We start from the raw sequence: 13,944 nt of genomic DNA on the forward strand, positions 1-13,944 counted from the left end.
CCGGCGAAAATCAATCCGTGGAACTGACTCTTCTCGGCACCGGCGCCCCCTCCGGACTCCCCCGGCCCGACTGTCCCTGTGCCGCCTGTGCGGTCTCGCTCGGGGTTGACGCTCGCGCCGCCACCGCGCTGCTCGTCGACGGGGCCCTGCTGCTCGATCTCACTCCCGGTGTGGCGTTCGCTGCCGCTCGGGCCGGGCATTCGCTCGGCGGCGTACGGCAGGTGCTGTTGTCGCATCCGCATGACGGGCCCGCCGTCGAGGTGCCGGCCGGGCTGCCGCAGCCGGGGCGGGTGCCCGACGGGCGGGAGTTGGCGTTGCTGACGGGGCATCGGGTGCGGGCGGTGGCGATGGACGCGCCCGGGACCGGGTACGCGGTGACCGGCCCTGACGGGCAGCGGTTGCTGTATCTGCCGCCCGGGGGCGCTCCGGCGGGGCTTGAGGACAACGGCAAGGACATTTACGACATGGTTCTCGCCGATGTCGTGGGGCGGCCGGACGCGCTCGCCAAGCTGCGGGCGGTCGGTGCCGTGGGGCCGACCACGGACGTCATCGCCGTACATCTGGACCATGACGTGCCGCCCGGGGGCGAGTTGCGGCGGCGGCTCGCGGCGGCGGGGGCGCGGGCCGTGCCGGACGGGACGACGTTGGCGGTGGGCGCCTACGAGGACGTACCGGATGTGCCGCGGCGGACGCTGGTGCTGGGTGGGGCGCGGTCCGGGAAGTCGGTGGAGGCGGAGCGGCGGCTGGAGGCGTTCCCCGAGGTGTTGTACGTCGCCACCGGCGGGGCACGGAACGGGGACGGGGAGTGGGCCGCGCGGGTGGCCCTGCATCGGGAGCGGCGGCCGGGGTCGTGGCGGACCGCCGAGACCTGCGACCTCGTTCCGCTGCTCGCGGACGACGGGCCGCCGTTGCTGATCGACTGTCTGTCGTTGTGGCTGACGGATGTCATGGACGGTGTGGGGGCCTGGGACGACGCCGAGTGGGCCGACGGGGGTGAGCGGGCGTTGCGGGAGCGGGTGCGGGAGTTGACGGAGGCGGTGCGGGCGACCCGGCGGACCGTGGTCGCCGTGAGCAATGAGGTGGGGTCGGGGATCGTGCCGGCGACCGCGTCCGGGCGGCGGTACCGGGATGAACTCGGGCGGCTCAACGCGGCGTTCGCCGGGGAGTGCGAGCACGTGGTGCTGGTGGTGGCGGGGCAGGCGCTGGCGCTACGCGGGTGAGGGGTCCCGGCGGGCGATGACGCGGGTCGTCCTCGACAGGCGGTCGAGGGCGGGGTGACGGTTCGTCGGGAGGAGTGTGCAGTCGCGGGCTGCGAGTTCCGTGCGGACGGCTTCGGCGGCGCCCGCGGTCGCGGTTTCCATGAGCAGATGGCCGCCCGGGCGGAGGAACGTCAGCGCGGCGGCGAGGTCCTTGACGGGGTTCAGGACGCTGACGACGTCGTAACGGGCGGTCAGGGCCTTGGTGATGTGCGGGTCCGAGGGGGTGCCGAGGTATGCCTCCTCGACTCGTTCCGCCTCGCGGGCTCCCAGTACGGCCGTGGTCGTGTCGAGGCCGTCGAAGGACGTGTAGGGGAACAACTCCTTGGCCACGGCCGGGAAGCGGGCGTCGCCCGTGCCGATGTCCAGCCAGCTCTCGGGCTCGGGGTCCAGGCTCAGCATCGCGCGGGCCGTCGAGCGGTGCCGCCGTCTCTGGTCGAGGTCGCTGACACGGGTGCGCAGGCGCTTCATGGGGCTCCCTGAGACGTACGACATTCCGCTACGACATTCCGCCGCAAAACGGAACGTATGGGATCTCGATCTTGGGAGCAACGACGTCAGGGGCGCGTGGTGGCGATGTGGCGCCGTCCTGTTCGATCGGTGCCGGTACTGTTCGGCGAATGAGCTCGCTTAATCTCGACGACTTCACCGATCTGATCGAGCGCCCCGACGGTGGGGTGCGCCGCGACGCCGAGGCGCGTCGGGAGCGTCAGATCGTGCCGCCCGGGTCGCTGGGCCGCCTCGACGACCTGGGTGAGTGGCTGGCCGCGGCACAGTCCGCGGTGCCGGTGCGGCCGATCGAACGGCCGCGGGTGGTGCTGTTCGCCGGCGACCACGGCATCGCCGAACTCGGCGTCTCGGCCCGGCCCGCGGGCACCGCGACGGAGCTGGTGCGCGAGGTACTGGCGGGCGGGCGGCCGGTGTCCGTGCTCGCGCGGCGGCTCGGGGTGCCGGTGCGGGTCGTCGACATGGCGCTGGACTCCGACCCGGAGGCACTGCCGGAGGATGTCGTACGGCATCGGGTGCGGCGCAGCAGCGGGCGTATCGACGTCGAGGACGCACTGACCCTGGAGGAGGCGGAGGCCGCGTTCCGGGCCGGGGTCGCGGTGGCCGACGAGGAGGCCGACTCCGGTACGGATCTGGTGGTGCTCGGCGATGTGAGTGTCGGCGGGACGACGGCGGCGGGGGTGCTGGTCGCCGCGTTGTGCGGGACCGACGCGTCCGTGGTGACCGGGCGGGGCGGGGAGGCCATCGACGACCTCGCCTGGATGCGGAAGTGCGCGGCCATCCGGGACTCGCTGCGGCGGGCGCGGCCGGTGCTCGGGGATCAGCTCCAGTTGCTGGCGACCGTGGGCGGGGCCGACCTCGCGGCGATCACCGGGTTCCTGTTGCAGAGCGCGGTGCGCAAGCTGCCGGTCGTCCTCGACGGGGTCGTCGTCGCCGCCTGTGCGCTGGTCGGGCAGCGGGTCGCCTTCCGGGCGCCGGACTGGTGGCTGGCCGCGCACAGCACCGGGGAGCCGGGGCAGGCGAAGGCGCTGGACCGGATGGCGCTGGAGCCGGTACTGGACCACGGGGTGACGGTGGGCGAGGGGGCCGGCGGACTGCTGGCGCTCCCGCTCGTGCAGGCCGCGGCGGCGCTGGCCGCCGAACTGCCCGAGAAGCCGGCGGCAGTCGAGGAGATCGCGGAGGAGCCGGAGAAGGAGGAGAAGGAAGGGGAGGAGTAGGTCCGGCACAGGTCCGATATAACAGACAAGGGCACCCATATGATCCAGCCTCATGGGGTATGCCCGATTCGCCGTCTGGTATCTGCGCCTCGTCGCGTTCGTCAACTTCCTCAGTGCGGTGTGGGTGGCCCTGGGGCAGGACGTGCGGCGGCACAACCAGGAGGATCTGTTCACGCCGTATCTGCTGACCGCGGGGTTCGCGTCCGGGGTCTTCACGGCGTTCCTCGCGATCACCATGCGGCGCCGGAAGCGGGCGGCGTGGATCCTCAACCTCGGGCTGAGCGGGGCGTTTCTGGCGCTGTTCGCGCTCGCCATGGTGTTCCCGGAGATCCGGCGGCATCCGCAGAACTGGGTGTCGCTGGGTCTGACCGCCGCCTTCGTGGGCGCGCTGCTGCTGGGGCGGCGGGAGTTCTACGCCAAGGGTGACCGGGCCAATCCGAGGCTCGCGGCGGCCGTAGGGGCCGGCGGGCTGCTCGTGTCGTCGCTGCTCGCGGCGCTGCTGGTGACGGCGACCGATCGGTCGAGCGCTCCCTCCACCTTCCTCGAACGCTGGCGGTACGGAACGTTGCGGCTGGTCTCGGTCGCCGCCGCGGACTCCCCCGGCATCTCCCCGCCGCACTGGGCCGACGTCGCGGTCAACATGCTCAGCACCGCGCTCGTCCTCGCCGTGCTCTATGCCGCGTTCCGTTCCCGCCGTGCGGTCGACCCGCTGACCGAGGACGACGAGAAGCGGCTGCGGGAGCTGCTGGAGCGGCACGGGGAGCGGGACTCGCTGGGCTATTTCGCGCTGCGCCGGGAGAAGAGCGTGGTGTGGTCGCCGAGCGAGAAGGCGGCCGTCGCGTACCGGGTCGTCGGGGGTGTGTCGCTGGCGTCCGGTGATCCGCTCGGGGATCCGGAGGCGTGGCCGGGCGCCATCGGGCCGTGGCTGGAGCAGGCGCGGGCGCACGGGTGGATCCCGGCCGTGATGGGGGCGGGCGAGGAGGCGGGGACCGTGTACGCGCGGCACGGGCTCGACGCGCTGGAGCTCGGGGACGAGGCGCTGGTGGAGGTCGCCGAGTTCACGCTGGAGGGGCGCGCGATGCGGACCGTGCGGCAGGCGTACAACCGGGTGCGGCGGGCTGGGTACGCGGTGCGGATCCGGCGGCACGAGGAGATTCCGGCGGCGGAGATGGCCGGGCTGGTGCAGCGGGCCGACGACTGGCGGGACGGGGCGACCGAGCGCGGGTTCAGCATGGCGCTGGGGCGGCTCGGGGATCCGGAGGACGGGCGCTGCGTGATGCTCGAATGCACCGATGCCGGGGGCGAGTTGAGGGCGCTGCTGTCGTTCGTGCCGTGGGGCCCGAACGGACTCTCCCTCGACCTCATGCGACGGGACCGGGACTCCGACAACGGACTGGTCGAGTTCATGGTCATCAAGCTGCTGCGCCGGGCCCGCGAGATCGGGATCACTCAGGTCTCGCTCAACTTCGCGGTGTTCCGCTCGGTCTTCGAACGTGGCGGGCGGCTCGGTGCGGGACCCGTACTGCGGCTGTGGCGGTCACTGCTGAGCTTCTTCTCACGCTGGTGGCAGATCGAGTCGCTGTACCGGGCCAACGCCAAGTACCGGCCCATCTGGGAACCCCGGTTCCTGCTCTTCGAGAAGAGCGCGGACCTGCCGAGGATCGCTGTCGCCGCTGCTCGCGCGGAGGGGTTCCTGGAGGCTCCCGGGCTGCCGAAGTGGCTGCACCGCAAGCATCTGGAGACGCGTCGATGAATCGGATCGCCCGCTGGGCCCGTGCCGAATGGGGGCCGCTGTATCTCGCCGTGCGCGGGCCGTTGGTGCGGCGGCGGTGGCGGGCGGCGCCGATGGCGGTCGGGGCGGTGTGTCTGACGGCGGTGTTGCAGTTCACGCAGAACCAGTCGTGGGGCTATCGGTTCGTGCAGGACATCGGGGCGGTGCGGGCGCAGGATCCGCTGTGGCTGGCGCTGCTGCGGACGCCGTTGTCGTTGTTCGTGCCGGCGCTGGATCTGCCCGTGTGGGGGGCGCTGGCGCAGATCCTGCTGGTGTTCGGGATCGCGGAGATCTGTCTGGGCTGGTGGCGCACGCTCGTCATCGCGTACGCCGCGACGCTCGCCGGCACGCTGTACGCGCGGCTCGGCATCTGGCTGGGCCCCGACAGCCCGTTCGGGCTCCCCGGCACGGACGCGCGGGTCGTCGACACCGGCCCGTCGGCGGCCGTGGTGGGGCTCGCCGTGTTCCTGGGCTGGCGCTATCGGGCGTATGTCACCGCGGGGGTGGTGATCGCGGCGATGGTGGTGGAGGTGCTGCTGAAGGACAACCTCGCCGGGAAGGAGCACCTCGCGGCGATCGCGGCGGTGCTGGTGCTGTGCGGGATCTCGGAGCTACGTCATCGCCGGGCGGCCACGGGGTCCGGCTTGCCGCCGATCAGGTCCTGAAGCCTGCGGCGGGGGCCCGCCCAGCGGCGGTCGCGGTGGTAGGCGCGCAAGGTGGCCTTGGCCCGGGCGCGGGGGCGGCGGCGGTAGAAGCGGCGGGCCCAGGGGGAGCCCGGGCGGGCGAGTCTGACGAGCCCGATGAGACCCACGAACGGGACGATCACACTGAAGATCGCCATGCGGGGCTTGCCCTTCATCAGCACGGCGAGCGCGAACAGGAAGTTGAGCGCGACGGTCGAGATGACGTTGGCCCGGTCGCGGAGCTCCTCCTGGGTCATGTCGTTGACGCCGAACGGCGAGAACCCCGACAGCACCAGACCGACCAGCGCGGCGGTGAGGACGACCACCTCGACGCTCTTGCGGCCCTCCTCCGACCAGTAGACGTCGTCCAAGTGCAGGATCAGCGCGAACTCGTCCAGGACCAGGCCCGCGCCGATTCCGAAGATGACGGCGCAGACAGCCGCGCCGAAGCCGTGCCGGCCGCTCCCCACCGCCCCGAAGCCGCCGACCACGCTCAGGACGACCCCCGGCACCACGTGGTGGATGTGCACCCCGCCGGAGCTGATGTTCCCGAAGGGACCCTTGCCCGCCCGGATGAGCCGGGTGACGACCCGGGTGACCAGGAAGGTGACGACGAAGGAGGTGAGGGCGAGAAGCAGCGGGAGTTTGCCCGGCTCGATGATGTTCCGCTGCAACCAATGTCCCATAAGCGAACTTTATCCAGGGGTGCTTGGTGTGCCTCGCCGAACGTGCCTTCCTGACCGCCGGGTAACCTCCCCGGGTGTCCAAGACCCCCTGGCCGGACGGCCTCCGCTTCGCCTTCGGCACCCTCACCGTGCTCCCGGTCAAGGTGACCCGCTGGGACCGTGACGCGGCCCGGGGCGGGATGCTGTGCGCTCCGGTGGCGGGGCTGGTGGTGGGTGCGACGGCCGCCGCACTGGGGGTACTGCTTCTCGTTCTCGGCTCGGGCTCTCTGCTGGCCGCGGTCGCCACCGCCGCCGTACCCGCCGTGCTCACCCGGGGCCTGCATCTGGACGGACTGGCCGACACCGCCGACGGCCTCGGCAGCGGCAAGCCCGCCGAGGACGCGCTGCGGATCATGAAGCAGTCGGACATCGGGCCGTTCGGGGTGATCAGCCTCGTCTTCGTGCTCCTCGCGCAGGTGGCGGCGCTGGCTCAGGCGTACGGCGAGTCGTGGGCGCGGGGGGTTTTGGCCACGGTCGTGTCGGCGACCGCGGCTCGGCTCGCCCTCACCCTGGCTGCGCGCGGCGGAGTGCCCGCCGCCCGGCCGGAGGGGCTGGGGGCGGCTGTGGCCGGGGTAGTGCCGGTTGGGGGTGCCGTGATCGCCGGGGTCGCGGTGGTGCTGGCGGCCGCGGGGGCGGGGGCGGTGTTCGGGCCGTATGACGCCGTACGTGCCGGTGTTGCGGTGGTCGCTGCGCTTGCCGTGGCGGAGTTGCTGTTGCGGCACTGCATGCGGCGGTTTGGTGGGATCACGGGGGACGTGTTCGGTGGGCTTGCGGAGACTGCGGCTACGACTGCGCTCGTGGTGCTTTCGCTGGGTGGGTGAGTGCGGGCTCGTCGTGGCTTGTCGCGCAGTTCCCCGCGCCCCTGGGTTGGCTGCGCTCAGGCATGTATCAACACGCTCGGCGCCACGCTCCCAACTCGTACTTCTTCTCCATCGAACTCAGCTTCAGCTTCCGTGACTGGGCGCAGAACTTGCTCGTCGGCAGTTCGTACTCCACATGGAAGACCGCCTTGTCCGCCTCGATGAACGGGGTGTTGGCCTCGCACTCGCCGTACTGCGCGCACTGTTCGTTGACCGCGAAGTCGAAGTCGTCGACCAGGTCCGGGATCTGGTCGAGGTCGTTCTTCAGGCCGACCGCCATGCCGCGCTCGTGGGAGAGCTTCGCGATCAGGCGGTTGTAGCGGAGCTGGTCGGCGGCCTTGAGGGGGAAGCCGGTGCGGTTCTTGTAGCCGTCCATGTTGTCGGGCTCGACCGCGTCGAAGCCCTTGTCCTTGCACATGTCGATCCGGGCCGCCATCAGCGGTTCGAGGACGTCCGTCTCGCGGATGTCCAGCCAGTACTCGCCGTCCCAGCCGTTACTGCGGCCGATGACCGACTTGGGGAACTTCTTCGCGTCAGGACGCCAGTCCTCCCACGCGCCCGTGGAGAGATAACAGATCACCTTGCGGCCCTTGCGGTGCAGAGCCGTGACGGTGGACTTGGGCTGGTCGAAGCCGTCGATGTCGTACACCGGGACATCGACGGAGGTGTCGATCGTCTTCCCCGTGAGCTGCCACTGCCAGGCCAGGCCGGGGGTCGGCTGCCAGCGTGGCGCCGGCTTCGCGTCCTCGGTCGTCGAGCAGGCGGCCAGCAGGAAAAGGGCCGGCAGGAGAAAGGACACCGGACAGAAAACGCGTCTCACCGAGCGGGCTCCAGAGTGTGGGGCAACGTACCCCAAGGATGATCTCCTACGCCGGGCACCGCGCAGTACAGGTCCGCCCCCTCCCCTATCGGCCCGGCGCCCGCCGGGACGCCGTACACCAAGTGGCAGAGCCGTACGTCCGTGCCGCCGCGCCAGGGTTGCGGGGGTCTTCGGCGGTACGTCGTCCAGTGGCCCTCGAAGGTGACGAGGACGTCGGCGATGCGGGCGTAGGAGGGGTGGGGGGTGGTGCCGTGGTTCAGGGCCACGGTGGAGCTGCCGCTGCCGTTGCCTCCGGCGGTCGTCGCCAGGTGGCGGTAGTAGGTGAACTCCTGCTCTCCTGTGGCCACTTGGTCCAGGAAGAAGCCGTCCGTGCCGTACCAGTCGCGGTGTCTGGTGAGGTCGCGGACGACGTCGGTGTGGGGTCTGCGGGCGTAGTCCGTGTCGACGTAGCCCAACACCCGTACCCCTGCGGTGCGTAGGCGGGCGGCCACCTCCACGAAGGCCTCGTCGCGGTGGTCGCCCGGGCCGCTGGCCGGGTTCAGGACCACGCCGTAGAGGTGGGGCGCGGCTGCTATGAGGGCCTGCCATTCCGCCGGGCGGACGGAGGGGTGTTCGTAGTACGGGACCAGGAGGGGGCTGTTCATCGGTGGGCCGTCGCTCTTCCCAACAGGGCGCAGACCAGGGCGGCTTGGGCTGCGGCCGCGGTGCCGTGGATGGTGAGGGCTGTCCAGGGGGTGCCGCCTGTGTGGGTCAGCAGGGTCGTCGTCTGGGCCAGGGCCGCCGTGCAGGTGACCGCCGTCGCGGTGAGGATCGCGCCGAAGGACTGGAGGAGGAGGCCGGTCCAGAGCACGGTGGCCAGGAGGAGGGCGGCGGATGGGTCGATGCGGGTGGCCAGGGCCAGGGCCAGGACGGTGGCCAAGTAGGCGGTCAGGCATTGCGTGAGGGTGCGGGTTGTTGTGCGCCAGAAGGCTTTGGGGGTGCTGGTGTTGCGGAGGCCGGCGAGGCTTGCGCTGCGGAAGCGGTGGAGTAGCCATTCCGCGGGGCCCATGCTGAGGGTGAGGGCTACGGCGGTCAGGGGGTTGGCCAGGGCTGCGTGGAGGACCAGGGTGCCGGTGCCGAGGCCGAACAGGGCGTAGGGGAGGGAGGCAGAGATTGGGGGCGCCATGGTTGAGTTTCGACTGCGGGTGCGTGGGGGCTGGTCGCGCAGTTCCCCGCGCCCCTTTGGGGCGCGTACGGCCGAAGCCACTTCGATGGAGCCCAGCACTACCACCGCCGCCAGGGAGCCCAGCAGCAGGACGACTCTCGCCGCGTCCGGCATCGGGTGCGCCAAGGCCACTGCCCCTCCCGTCGCCATCGGCAACAGGGCCAGTAGCAACGCTCGTTCGCGGCCCAGCACCAGCAGGATCGTCGATGCTGCCAGGTAGAGGGACTGGCCGGTGGCGAAGGCCGCTCCCGGCAGGTCTCCTGGGAGCGCCACCCACCATGCGACCAGCGCGCCCAGCACCGCGCCCACCGGGGCTCCTAGCAGCAGGCTGCGTTTCGCTCCCCTACGGTCGCCCAGGCCCAGCCAGGAGTACGACCTGTGGGCCAGGCCCTGGTTCCAGGTCCAGCCGACCAACGCGCCGGCCAGGAGGGGGATCGTGCCCGCCGGGAGATCGTGGTCTCTTGGGCCCGTCATCAGGGGGGCGCCCAGTACGTAGGCGAGGCCGGGGAGGGCGAAGACGACCCCCCGGAGCAGGCAGCCCAGCAGGCCTGTCTGCCAGGGGTCGTGGAGAGGGCCGTCCGGTTCGGGGTAGCGGCGGGGGGTGCGGTCGTAGAGGGTCTCCGCCAGGGCGAAGGAGTTCTTGACGCCGTAGCGTTCGCGTATCTGGTCGTCCGAGAGGCCGTCGGACTCCAGGAGGGCGGCGATCTCGTCCGGGTGGACGGCGGCGGCTATGAAGTCGGCGAGGCGGGTGGCCAGTTCGTCCAGCGGGTCCGGTTGGGCCCAGCTCGGGGTGCGCTGCCTGGGGATGCTGGGCAGGGTTGCCGGGCCCGCCCCCGGGGGCAGTTGGATGCTTCCGCTCACCAGTCTGTTCCGTCCGTCGCGACCGCCGCGTACCAGGGGTCCCGGAGTTCCTTGGTCCAGTCGGCGACCGTCTCGACCGCGGGCTCGTACACCTCGGGGCGGCCGGCGAGTTCCTGGTAGATCGTGCGGAAGTTGTCGACGGAGCGGCGGAGGGTGAAGCGGTCGATGACTCGCTGTCTCGCCAACTCGCGGAGTTCCAGGCGGCGTTCGTCGTCCTTGAGGAGGGTGAGGGCCGCTGCCGCCAGTTTTTCCGGCTCGCGGGGCGGGACCACCAGGCCTGTGTCGCCGACCGCCTCGCGTACTCCTCCGACGTCCGTCGAGACCGTCGTACGGCCGCAGGACATCGCCTCGATGATGGAGAACGGGAAGCCCTCCGAGATGGAGGAGAGCATGACGACGTGACCGGCCGCGTACGCCCGCCACACCTCGCTGATGCGGCCCTCGAAGGTGAGGCCGTCGGTGACGCCCAACTCGGCTGCCAGCTTCTCCAGCCTGGTCCGGTACTCCTCGCCGCCCGGTGGGACCGGGCCGAAGAGTCTGAGCCGGGTTTCCGGGAGTTCGGCGCGGACCATGGCGTAGGAGCGGATCAGGGTCTCCAGGTCCTTGATGGGGTCCACGCGGCCGCACCACGTGAGGGTCGGAACCTCGGGCTCGGGGCCCGCGTGCGGGAAGGCGTGCGGGTCGACGCCGTTGTAGACCGTGCGGATCTTGTCGGCGTCGGCGCCGCCGCGCTCCTCCCAGCGGCGGTTGTACTGGTTGCAGGGGGTGATCAGGTCGGCGGCGCGGTAGCCGAGGGAGTTCAGCTCGCGGTAGAAGCCGAGCATGAACGCCTTCACGGGCCAGCGTTGGGCGTCCGAGCGGTAGCCGAGGTAGCGCTCGCGCAGATAGATGCCGTGCTCGGTGAGGAGGAACGGCACGCCGTCGAGCTTGTGCGCGGCGAGGGCGGGGAGCGTGGCCAGGCCGCTGCTCACCGCGTGGGCGACCGAGTCCTCCGGGATACGGACGCCGAGAGGGCGCAGGGCGTGTTCCAGCAGGTCCGTCGCCGTCAGGGCGTCGTGGACCGTGGGGTTGGCCTCGGCCGTCGGCAGGTGCGGCATCGTCCATATCCACATCAGGGAGCGGAGGGCTGATTCCGTGCGCAGGGCCGGGGTCAGGCGTCCGTCTCTGGCCAGTTCCGCCAGGTCGTAGAGGGCCTCGCCGAAGTCGCAGCGGGAGTCGCCGGGGGCCAGGAAGGCGAGCAGGAGGCGTTCGTACGCGTCCAGGAAGCGGCGCCTCGACCTGCCGTACGGGGGGTGTTTGCGGCCGGGGCGGGGGCCCCAGGTGGGTACGGAGGTGTGGCGGTAGACGTTCGGCGGCAGGTCCCAGGTCACGGGTTCGCGGCCGCTGCCGGTGAGCGAGAGGATGTGGAAGTCGACCTCCGGCATGCCCTTGACTAGCTGGTCGCACCAGGTGCTGACGCCGCCGTGGACGTGTGGGTAGGTGCCTTCGGTGAGCATGGTGACGTGGCTGCCTGTGCGACGCATCGCGGCGCGGATCCCCCCTGTTGTGCGGATGTTGTGCGGCTACCGCCGCGTCGTGGCTGGTCGCGCCCACGCGGCGGTAGCCGCAAATCGATACAGCCCCGCGCCCCTAGAAACGAAGGGGCATCTCCCCTACGGCAGCTTCAGCGTCACCGCCGACTGCAATGCCTCCGGCGTGGTCCACGCCGAGCGCTTGCCCGCGTAGGGCGTGCCGAACGCGGCCGTGGTGAGCAGGAGTTGCTTCTTCGTGCCCTCAGGGGCCGTCACCGGGATCTGGATACCGTTCGGGGCCGTGATCGTCACGGTGTTGCCGATGCGGTACGCCGTGACCTTGCCGCTCGCCAGGGCGGCCTGCCAGGTGGCGCGGCGCTGGAGTTCGGTGCCGAGGGCGGACTGGGCGAGGTTCTGGATGGGGGTGTTGTCGGCGAAGAGGGCCCGGTAGTCGGTGAGGACCTTGTTGAGGACCGGGTAGAGGGTGCGGTCCTCGGCCAGGTTGGACTGGTGGGCGTAGTGCGGGCGCGGGTCGTTGTTGATGACGTGCCCGAGGGCCGTGCGGGCCTCCTGCGGGACGATGTACGACTGGTAGCCGGTCGCCGGGTCGAGGGGCTGGGCCAGGCAGGTGGAGGTCGGGTTGTTCTCGCAGATGCCGCTGCCGCCGTCGGCCTTGGAGGCGTAGATCCAGTTGTACTCGTCGGCCATCTCGGCGTCGGTGCCGACGTTGTAGTACACGTTCATCGGGTAGCGGGGCACGGTGAGGGTGCTGCTGCCCACCGAACGCTGGTCCGGCTCACGGGAGTTGTCGGAGGCGGTCCACTTGACGCCGTTGTCGGCGAGGGCGCCGGCGAGGTTCGGGTTGTCGGCGGGCTGCTGGGGGAGAGTGCGGAGGCCCGAGTGCTCGCCGGTGACCAGTTCGGAGCGGGTGAGCGGGAGGCCCTTGGCCACGCCCCAGTTGTAGTTGTCGCGGATCTCCGTCGAGATGTCGGCGCGGCTCATGTACTGCGTCGAGCCGTCGGCGTTCTTCGCGCAGCTCCAGGGCACCGTGGTGGTGTCCTGGACGCAGCCCAGGAACTTGTGCGTGTAGGTGTGGTTGATCCAGCGGTACTTGGCCTTGTCGGCGAGGAGTTGGGCGGCGAGGGCATCCGTGCCGCCGTTCTCGGTCTTCCACTCCTCGCCGGAACCGGCGTTGTAGACCATGTCGAGGGTGAAGCCCTGTTGCTGCTGCCACTGGGCGGCGTACGTGGCGTCGGCGGCGGTCATGCGGATGGGGGTGGTGCCCGTTCCTTCGCCGTCCGCGCAGTCGAAGTCGCCCGGGGTGCAGTTGCGCTGGGTGTCCCAGCGGGCGTCGGGGGCGAAGACGTCGTCGACGTGCACGGCGAAGTAGTTGCGGGCCTGGCCGAGGTGCACGCCCTGGGTCAGCCACTCGACGATGCCTCGGGCCAGGACCCGGAACTGCTGCTGGTACTGGTTGTAGGCGAAGGTCACGACGAGTTCGCGGCGCCCGTCGTGGGCGTACTCGCCGATGAGGCTGCCGCGGCCCGAGCCGCCGGGTACGGCCGTGTCGACGTAGCTGGTGAAGCCGGTGCCCGGTGTGGCCACATAGCCGTAACTCTCCGTCACCGACGGGGAGTTGTCCTCGAAGGCGAGGGCGCCGTCGAGATAGCCGAAGACGCCTGCCTTGCCGGCGGGCGTGAGGTCCGCCTCCCGGCCGTCCAGCGTGCCGGAGTAGCTGCTGTACTCCAGGCCGACCCCCGGGTGCGCCCACGTATAGGCGTCGACCTGTGGGATGCCGTACGTCTTCTCGTACGTCTCCAGCGCGGTCTGCTCGGCCGAACCGGCGCCGAACGGGGCCTCGTTGGGCAGGACGACGCCCTGGAACTTGGCCCGGGGTGTGCCGTTGACCGTGTCGGCGAGGAACGCGGCCGTGACCGTCGGGCGGTTGGCGGCGTTCAGGTCGACCGTGGTGTACGGGATGCCGGTGCTCTTCAGCTGGGCGGTGATGGCCTGGACGGGGCTGTCGCCGTTGTCCACGACCAGTACTCTCAGATCGATGCGCGGTGTGGCCGCGGCGGCGGCACCGGGTGTCCCCAGTCCCAGCGCGATCAGTCCCGCCACCGTGGACACGGCTGCGGTGACCCTCCATCTGTGCGCACTCTGCGCCATTGGGTGTCCCTTCCCCCCAGAAGATCCCCTTGCGGTCCCTTGTGGGAGATTCGAGGAGGATCCGTGGAAATCATGCGAAGCGGCGAACAGAGCGCCCGCCGGAACACAGTGAGTGTGGCTGAGGTCACCGGGAGTGAGAGCGGGGAAATGACGAGGACGCCACCCACAGGTGAACGCCCGTAGGAATGAGCGAACCAGCCGCACGCGCGTAGGCTCGTTCCGGGTGTTCATCGACGGGGTGAAGGCCCCGGTCGATGCCGCTCCCTGACGCGGATAGGCCCTGGCGCCCGGGATCACCCCCGGCCCCCGCCGGGGGCGGCGGGCGGGGGGGGGGGGGGGAGGTGGGCCCCACCCCCAAAA

The 13,944-nt window shown here is 71.0% G+C and carries 12 protein-coding genes; 5 read left to right on the forward strand and 7 right to left on the reverse strand.

Annotated features, from left to right (window positions below; genetic code table 11):
- The first annotated feature begins 17 nt into the window (after positions 1-17).
- On the forward strand, positions 18-1,220 hold the full coding sequence (locus tag ABZ928_RS52430; RefSeq protein ID WP_361536781.1) for a bifunctional adenosylcobinamide kinase/adenosylcobinamide-phosphate guanylyltransferase: 1,203 nt from the start codon (positions 18-20) through the stop codon (positions 1,218-1,220).
- Here ABZ928_RS52430 and ABZ928_RS52435 read toward each other — a convergent pair.
- Positions 1,209-1,727 carry a methyltransferase domain-containing protein gene (locus tag ABZ928_RS52435; RefSeq protein ID WP_361536783.1) on the reverse strand — a complete coding sequence of 173 codons (519 nt, stop codon included), beginning with the start codon at positions 1,725-1,727 and terminating at the stop codon, positions 1,209-1,211. The genes ABZ928_RS52430 and ABZ928_RS52435 overlap by 12 nt on opposite strands.
- A gap of 149 nt (positions 1,728-1,876) precedes the next feature.
- Here ABZ928_RS52435 and cobT point away from each other — a divergent pair, with 149 nt between their 5' ends.
- The 3 genes from cobT to ABZ928_RS52450 are packed head-to-tail and all read left to right on the forward strand — an operon-like array spanning position 1,877 to position 5,416.
- The gene (gene cobT, locus ABZ928_RS52440; protein ID WP_361536785.1) at positions 1,877-2,980 is read left to right on the forward strand and encodes a nicotinate-nucleotide--dimethylbenzimidazole phosphoribosyltransferase; all 1,104 of its coding nucleotides are present in this window, start codon (positions 1,877-1,879) and stop codon (positions 2,978-2,980) included.
- 52 nt (positions 2,981-3,032) lie between these two features.
- The gene (locus ABZ928_RS52445) at positions 3,033-4,733 is read left to right on the forward strand and encodes a phosphatidylglycerol lysyltransferase domain-containing protein (RefSeq protein ID WP_361536787.1); all 1,701 of its coding nucleotides are present in this window, start codon (positions 3,033-3,035) and stop codon (positions 4,731-4,733) included.
- The gene (locus tag ABZ928_RS52450) at positions 4,730-5,416 is read left to right on the forward strand and encodes a hypothetical protein (protein WP_361536789.1); all 687 of its coding nucleotides are present in this window, start codon (positions 4,730-4,732) and stop codon (positions 5,414-5,416) included. The genes ABZ928_RS52445 and ABZ928_RS52450 overlap by 4 nt, the downstream gene beginning before the upstream one ends.
- Here the strand turns inward: ABZ928_RS52450 and ABZ928_RS52455 are convergent.
- Positions 5,368-6,120, reverse strand: a complete 753-nt coding sequence (locus tag ABZ928_RS52455) for a hypothetical protein (protein ID WP_361536791.1) — start codon at positions 6,118-6,120, stop codon at positions 5,368-5,370. The two genes, ABZ928_RS52450 and ABZ928_RS52455, sit on opposite strands and share 49 nt — an antisense overlap.
- A 74-nt stretch (positions 6,121-6,194) precedes the next feature.
- Here ABZ928_RS52455 and ABZ928_RS52460 point away from each other — a divergent pair, with 74 nt between their 5' ends.
- Entirely contained in the window at positions 6,195-6,980 is a 786-nt protein-coding gene (locus ABZ928_RS52460; RefSeq protein ID WP_361536793.1) for an adenosylcobinamide-GDP ribazoletransferase, read from the forward strand.
- 67 nt (positions 6,981-7,047) lie between these two features.
- Here ABZ928_RS52460 and ABZ928_RS52465 read toward each other — a convergent pair whose 3' ends face one another.
- The 5 genes from ABZ928_RS52465 to ABZ928_RS52485 all read right to left on the reverse strand — a co-directional run bounded on the left by ABZ928_RS52465 (position 7,048) and on the right by ABZ928_RS52485 (position 13,584).
- Positions 7,048-7,818 (reverse strand): endo alpha-1,4 polygalactosaminidase, encoded by a 771-nt coding sequence (locus ABZ928_RS52465; protein WP_361536795.1) that lies wholly within the window; start codon positions 7,816-7,818, stop codon positions 7,048-7,050.
- 17 nt (positions 7,819-7,835) lie between these two features.
- A complete protein-coding gene (locus ABZ928_RS52470) occupies positions 7,836-8,483 on the reverse strand; it encodes a spherulation-specific family 4 protein (RefSeq protein ID WP_361536797.1) in 648 nt (215 codons plus the stop codon).
- On the reverse strand, positions 8,480-9,904 hold the full coding sequence (locus tag ABZ928_RS52475) for a hypothetical protein (RefSeq protein ID WP_361536799.1): 1,425 nt from the start codon (positions 9,902-9,904) through the stop codon (positions 8,480-8,482). The genes ABZ928_RS52470 and ABZ928_RS52475 overlap by 4 nt, the downstream gene beginning before the upstream one ends.
- Positions 9,901-11,427 carry a GT4 family glycosyltransferase PelF gene (gene pelF / locus ABZ928_RS52480; protein ID WP_361536801.1) on the reverse strand — a complete coding sequence of 509 codons (1,527 nt, stop codon included), beginning with the start codon at positions 11,425-11,427 and terminating at the stop codon, positions 9,901-9,903. Before pelF ends, ABZ928_RS52475 begins: the two co-directional genes overlap by 4 nt.
- 129 nt (positions 11,428-11,556) lie before the next feature.
- Positions 11,557-13,584 (reverse strand): hypothetical protein, encoded by a 2,028-nt coding sequence (locus ABZ928_RS52485; protein WP_361536803.1) that lies wholly within the window; start codon positions 13,582-13,584, stop codon positions 11,557-11,559.
- Between the last annotated feature and the right edge of the window lie 360 nt (positions 13,585-13,944).

Source organism: Streptomyces sp. NPDC046909 (assembly GCF_040644695.1).
Classification (GTDB): Bacteria; Actinomycetota; Actinomycetes; order Streptomycetales; family Streptomycetaceae; genus Streptomyces.

Coding starts and splice junctions, on each gene's coding strand:
- ABZ928_RS52435 (WP_361536783.1), bottom strand. CDS start 1,727: ATGAAGCGCCTGCGCACCCGTGTCAGCGACCTCGACCAGAGACGGCGG.
- cobT (WP_361536785.1), top strand. CDS start 1,877: ATGAGCTCGCTTAATCTCGACGACTTCACCGATCTGATCGAGCGCCCC.
- ABZ928_RS52445 (WP_361536787.1), top strand. CDS start 3,033: ATGGGGTATGCCCGATTCGCCGTCTGGTATCTGCGCCTCGTCGCGTTC.
- ABZ928_RS52450 (WP_361536789.1), top strand. CDS start 4,730: ATGAATCGGATCGCCCGCTGGGCCCGTGCCGAATGGGGGCCGCTGTAT.
- ABZ928_RS52455 (WP_361536791.1), bottom strand. CDS start 6,120: ATGGGACATTGGTTGCAGCGGAACATCATCGAGCCGGGCAAACTCCCG.
- ABZ928_RS52470 (WP_361536797.1), bottom strand. CDS start 8,483: ATGAACAGCCCCCTCCTGGTCCCGTACTACGAACACCCCTCCGTCCGC.
- pelF (WP_361536801.1), bottom strand. CDS start 11,427: ATGCGTCGCACAGGCAGCCACGTCACCATGCTCACCGAAGGCACCTAC.
- ABZ928_RS52485 (WP_361536803.1), bottom strand. CDS start 13,584: ATGGCGCAGAGTGCGCACAGATGGAGGGTCACCGCAGCCGTGTCCACG.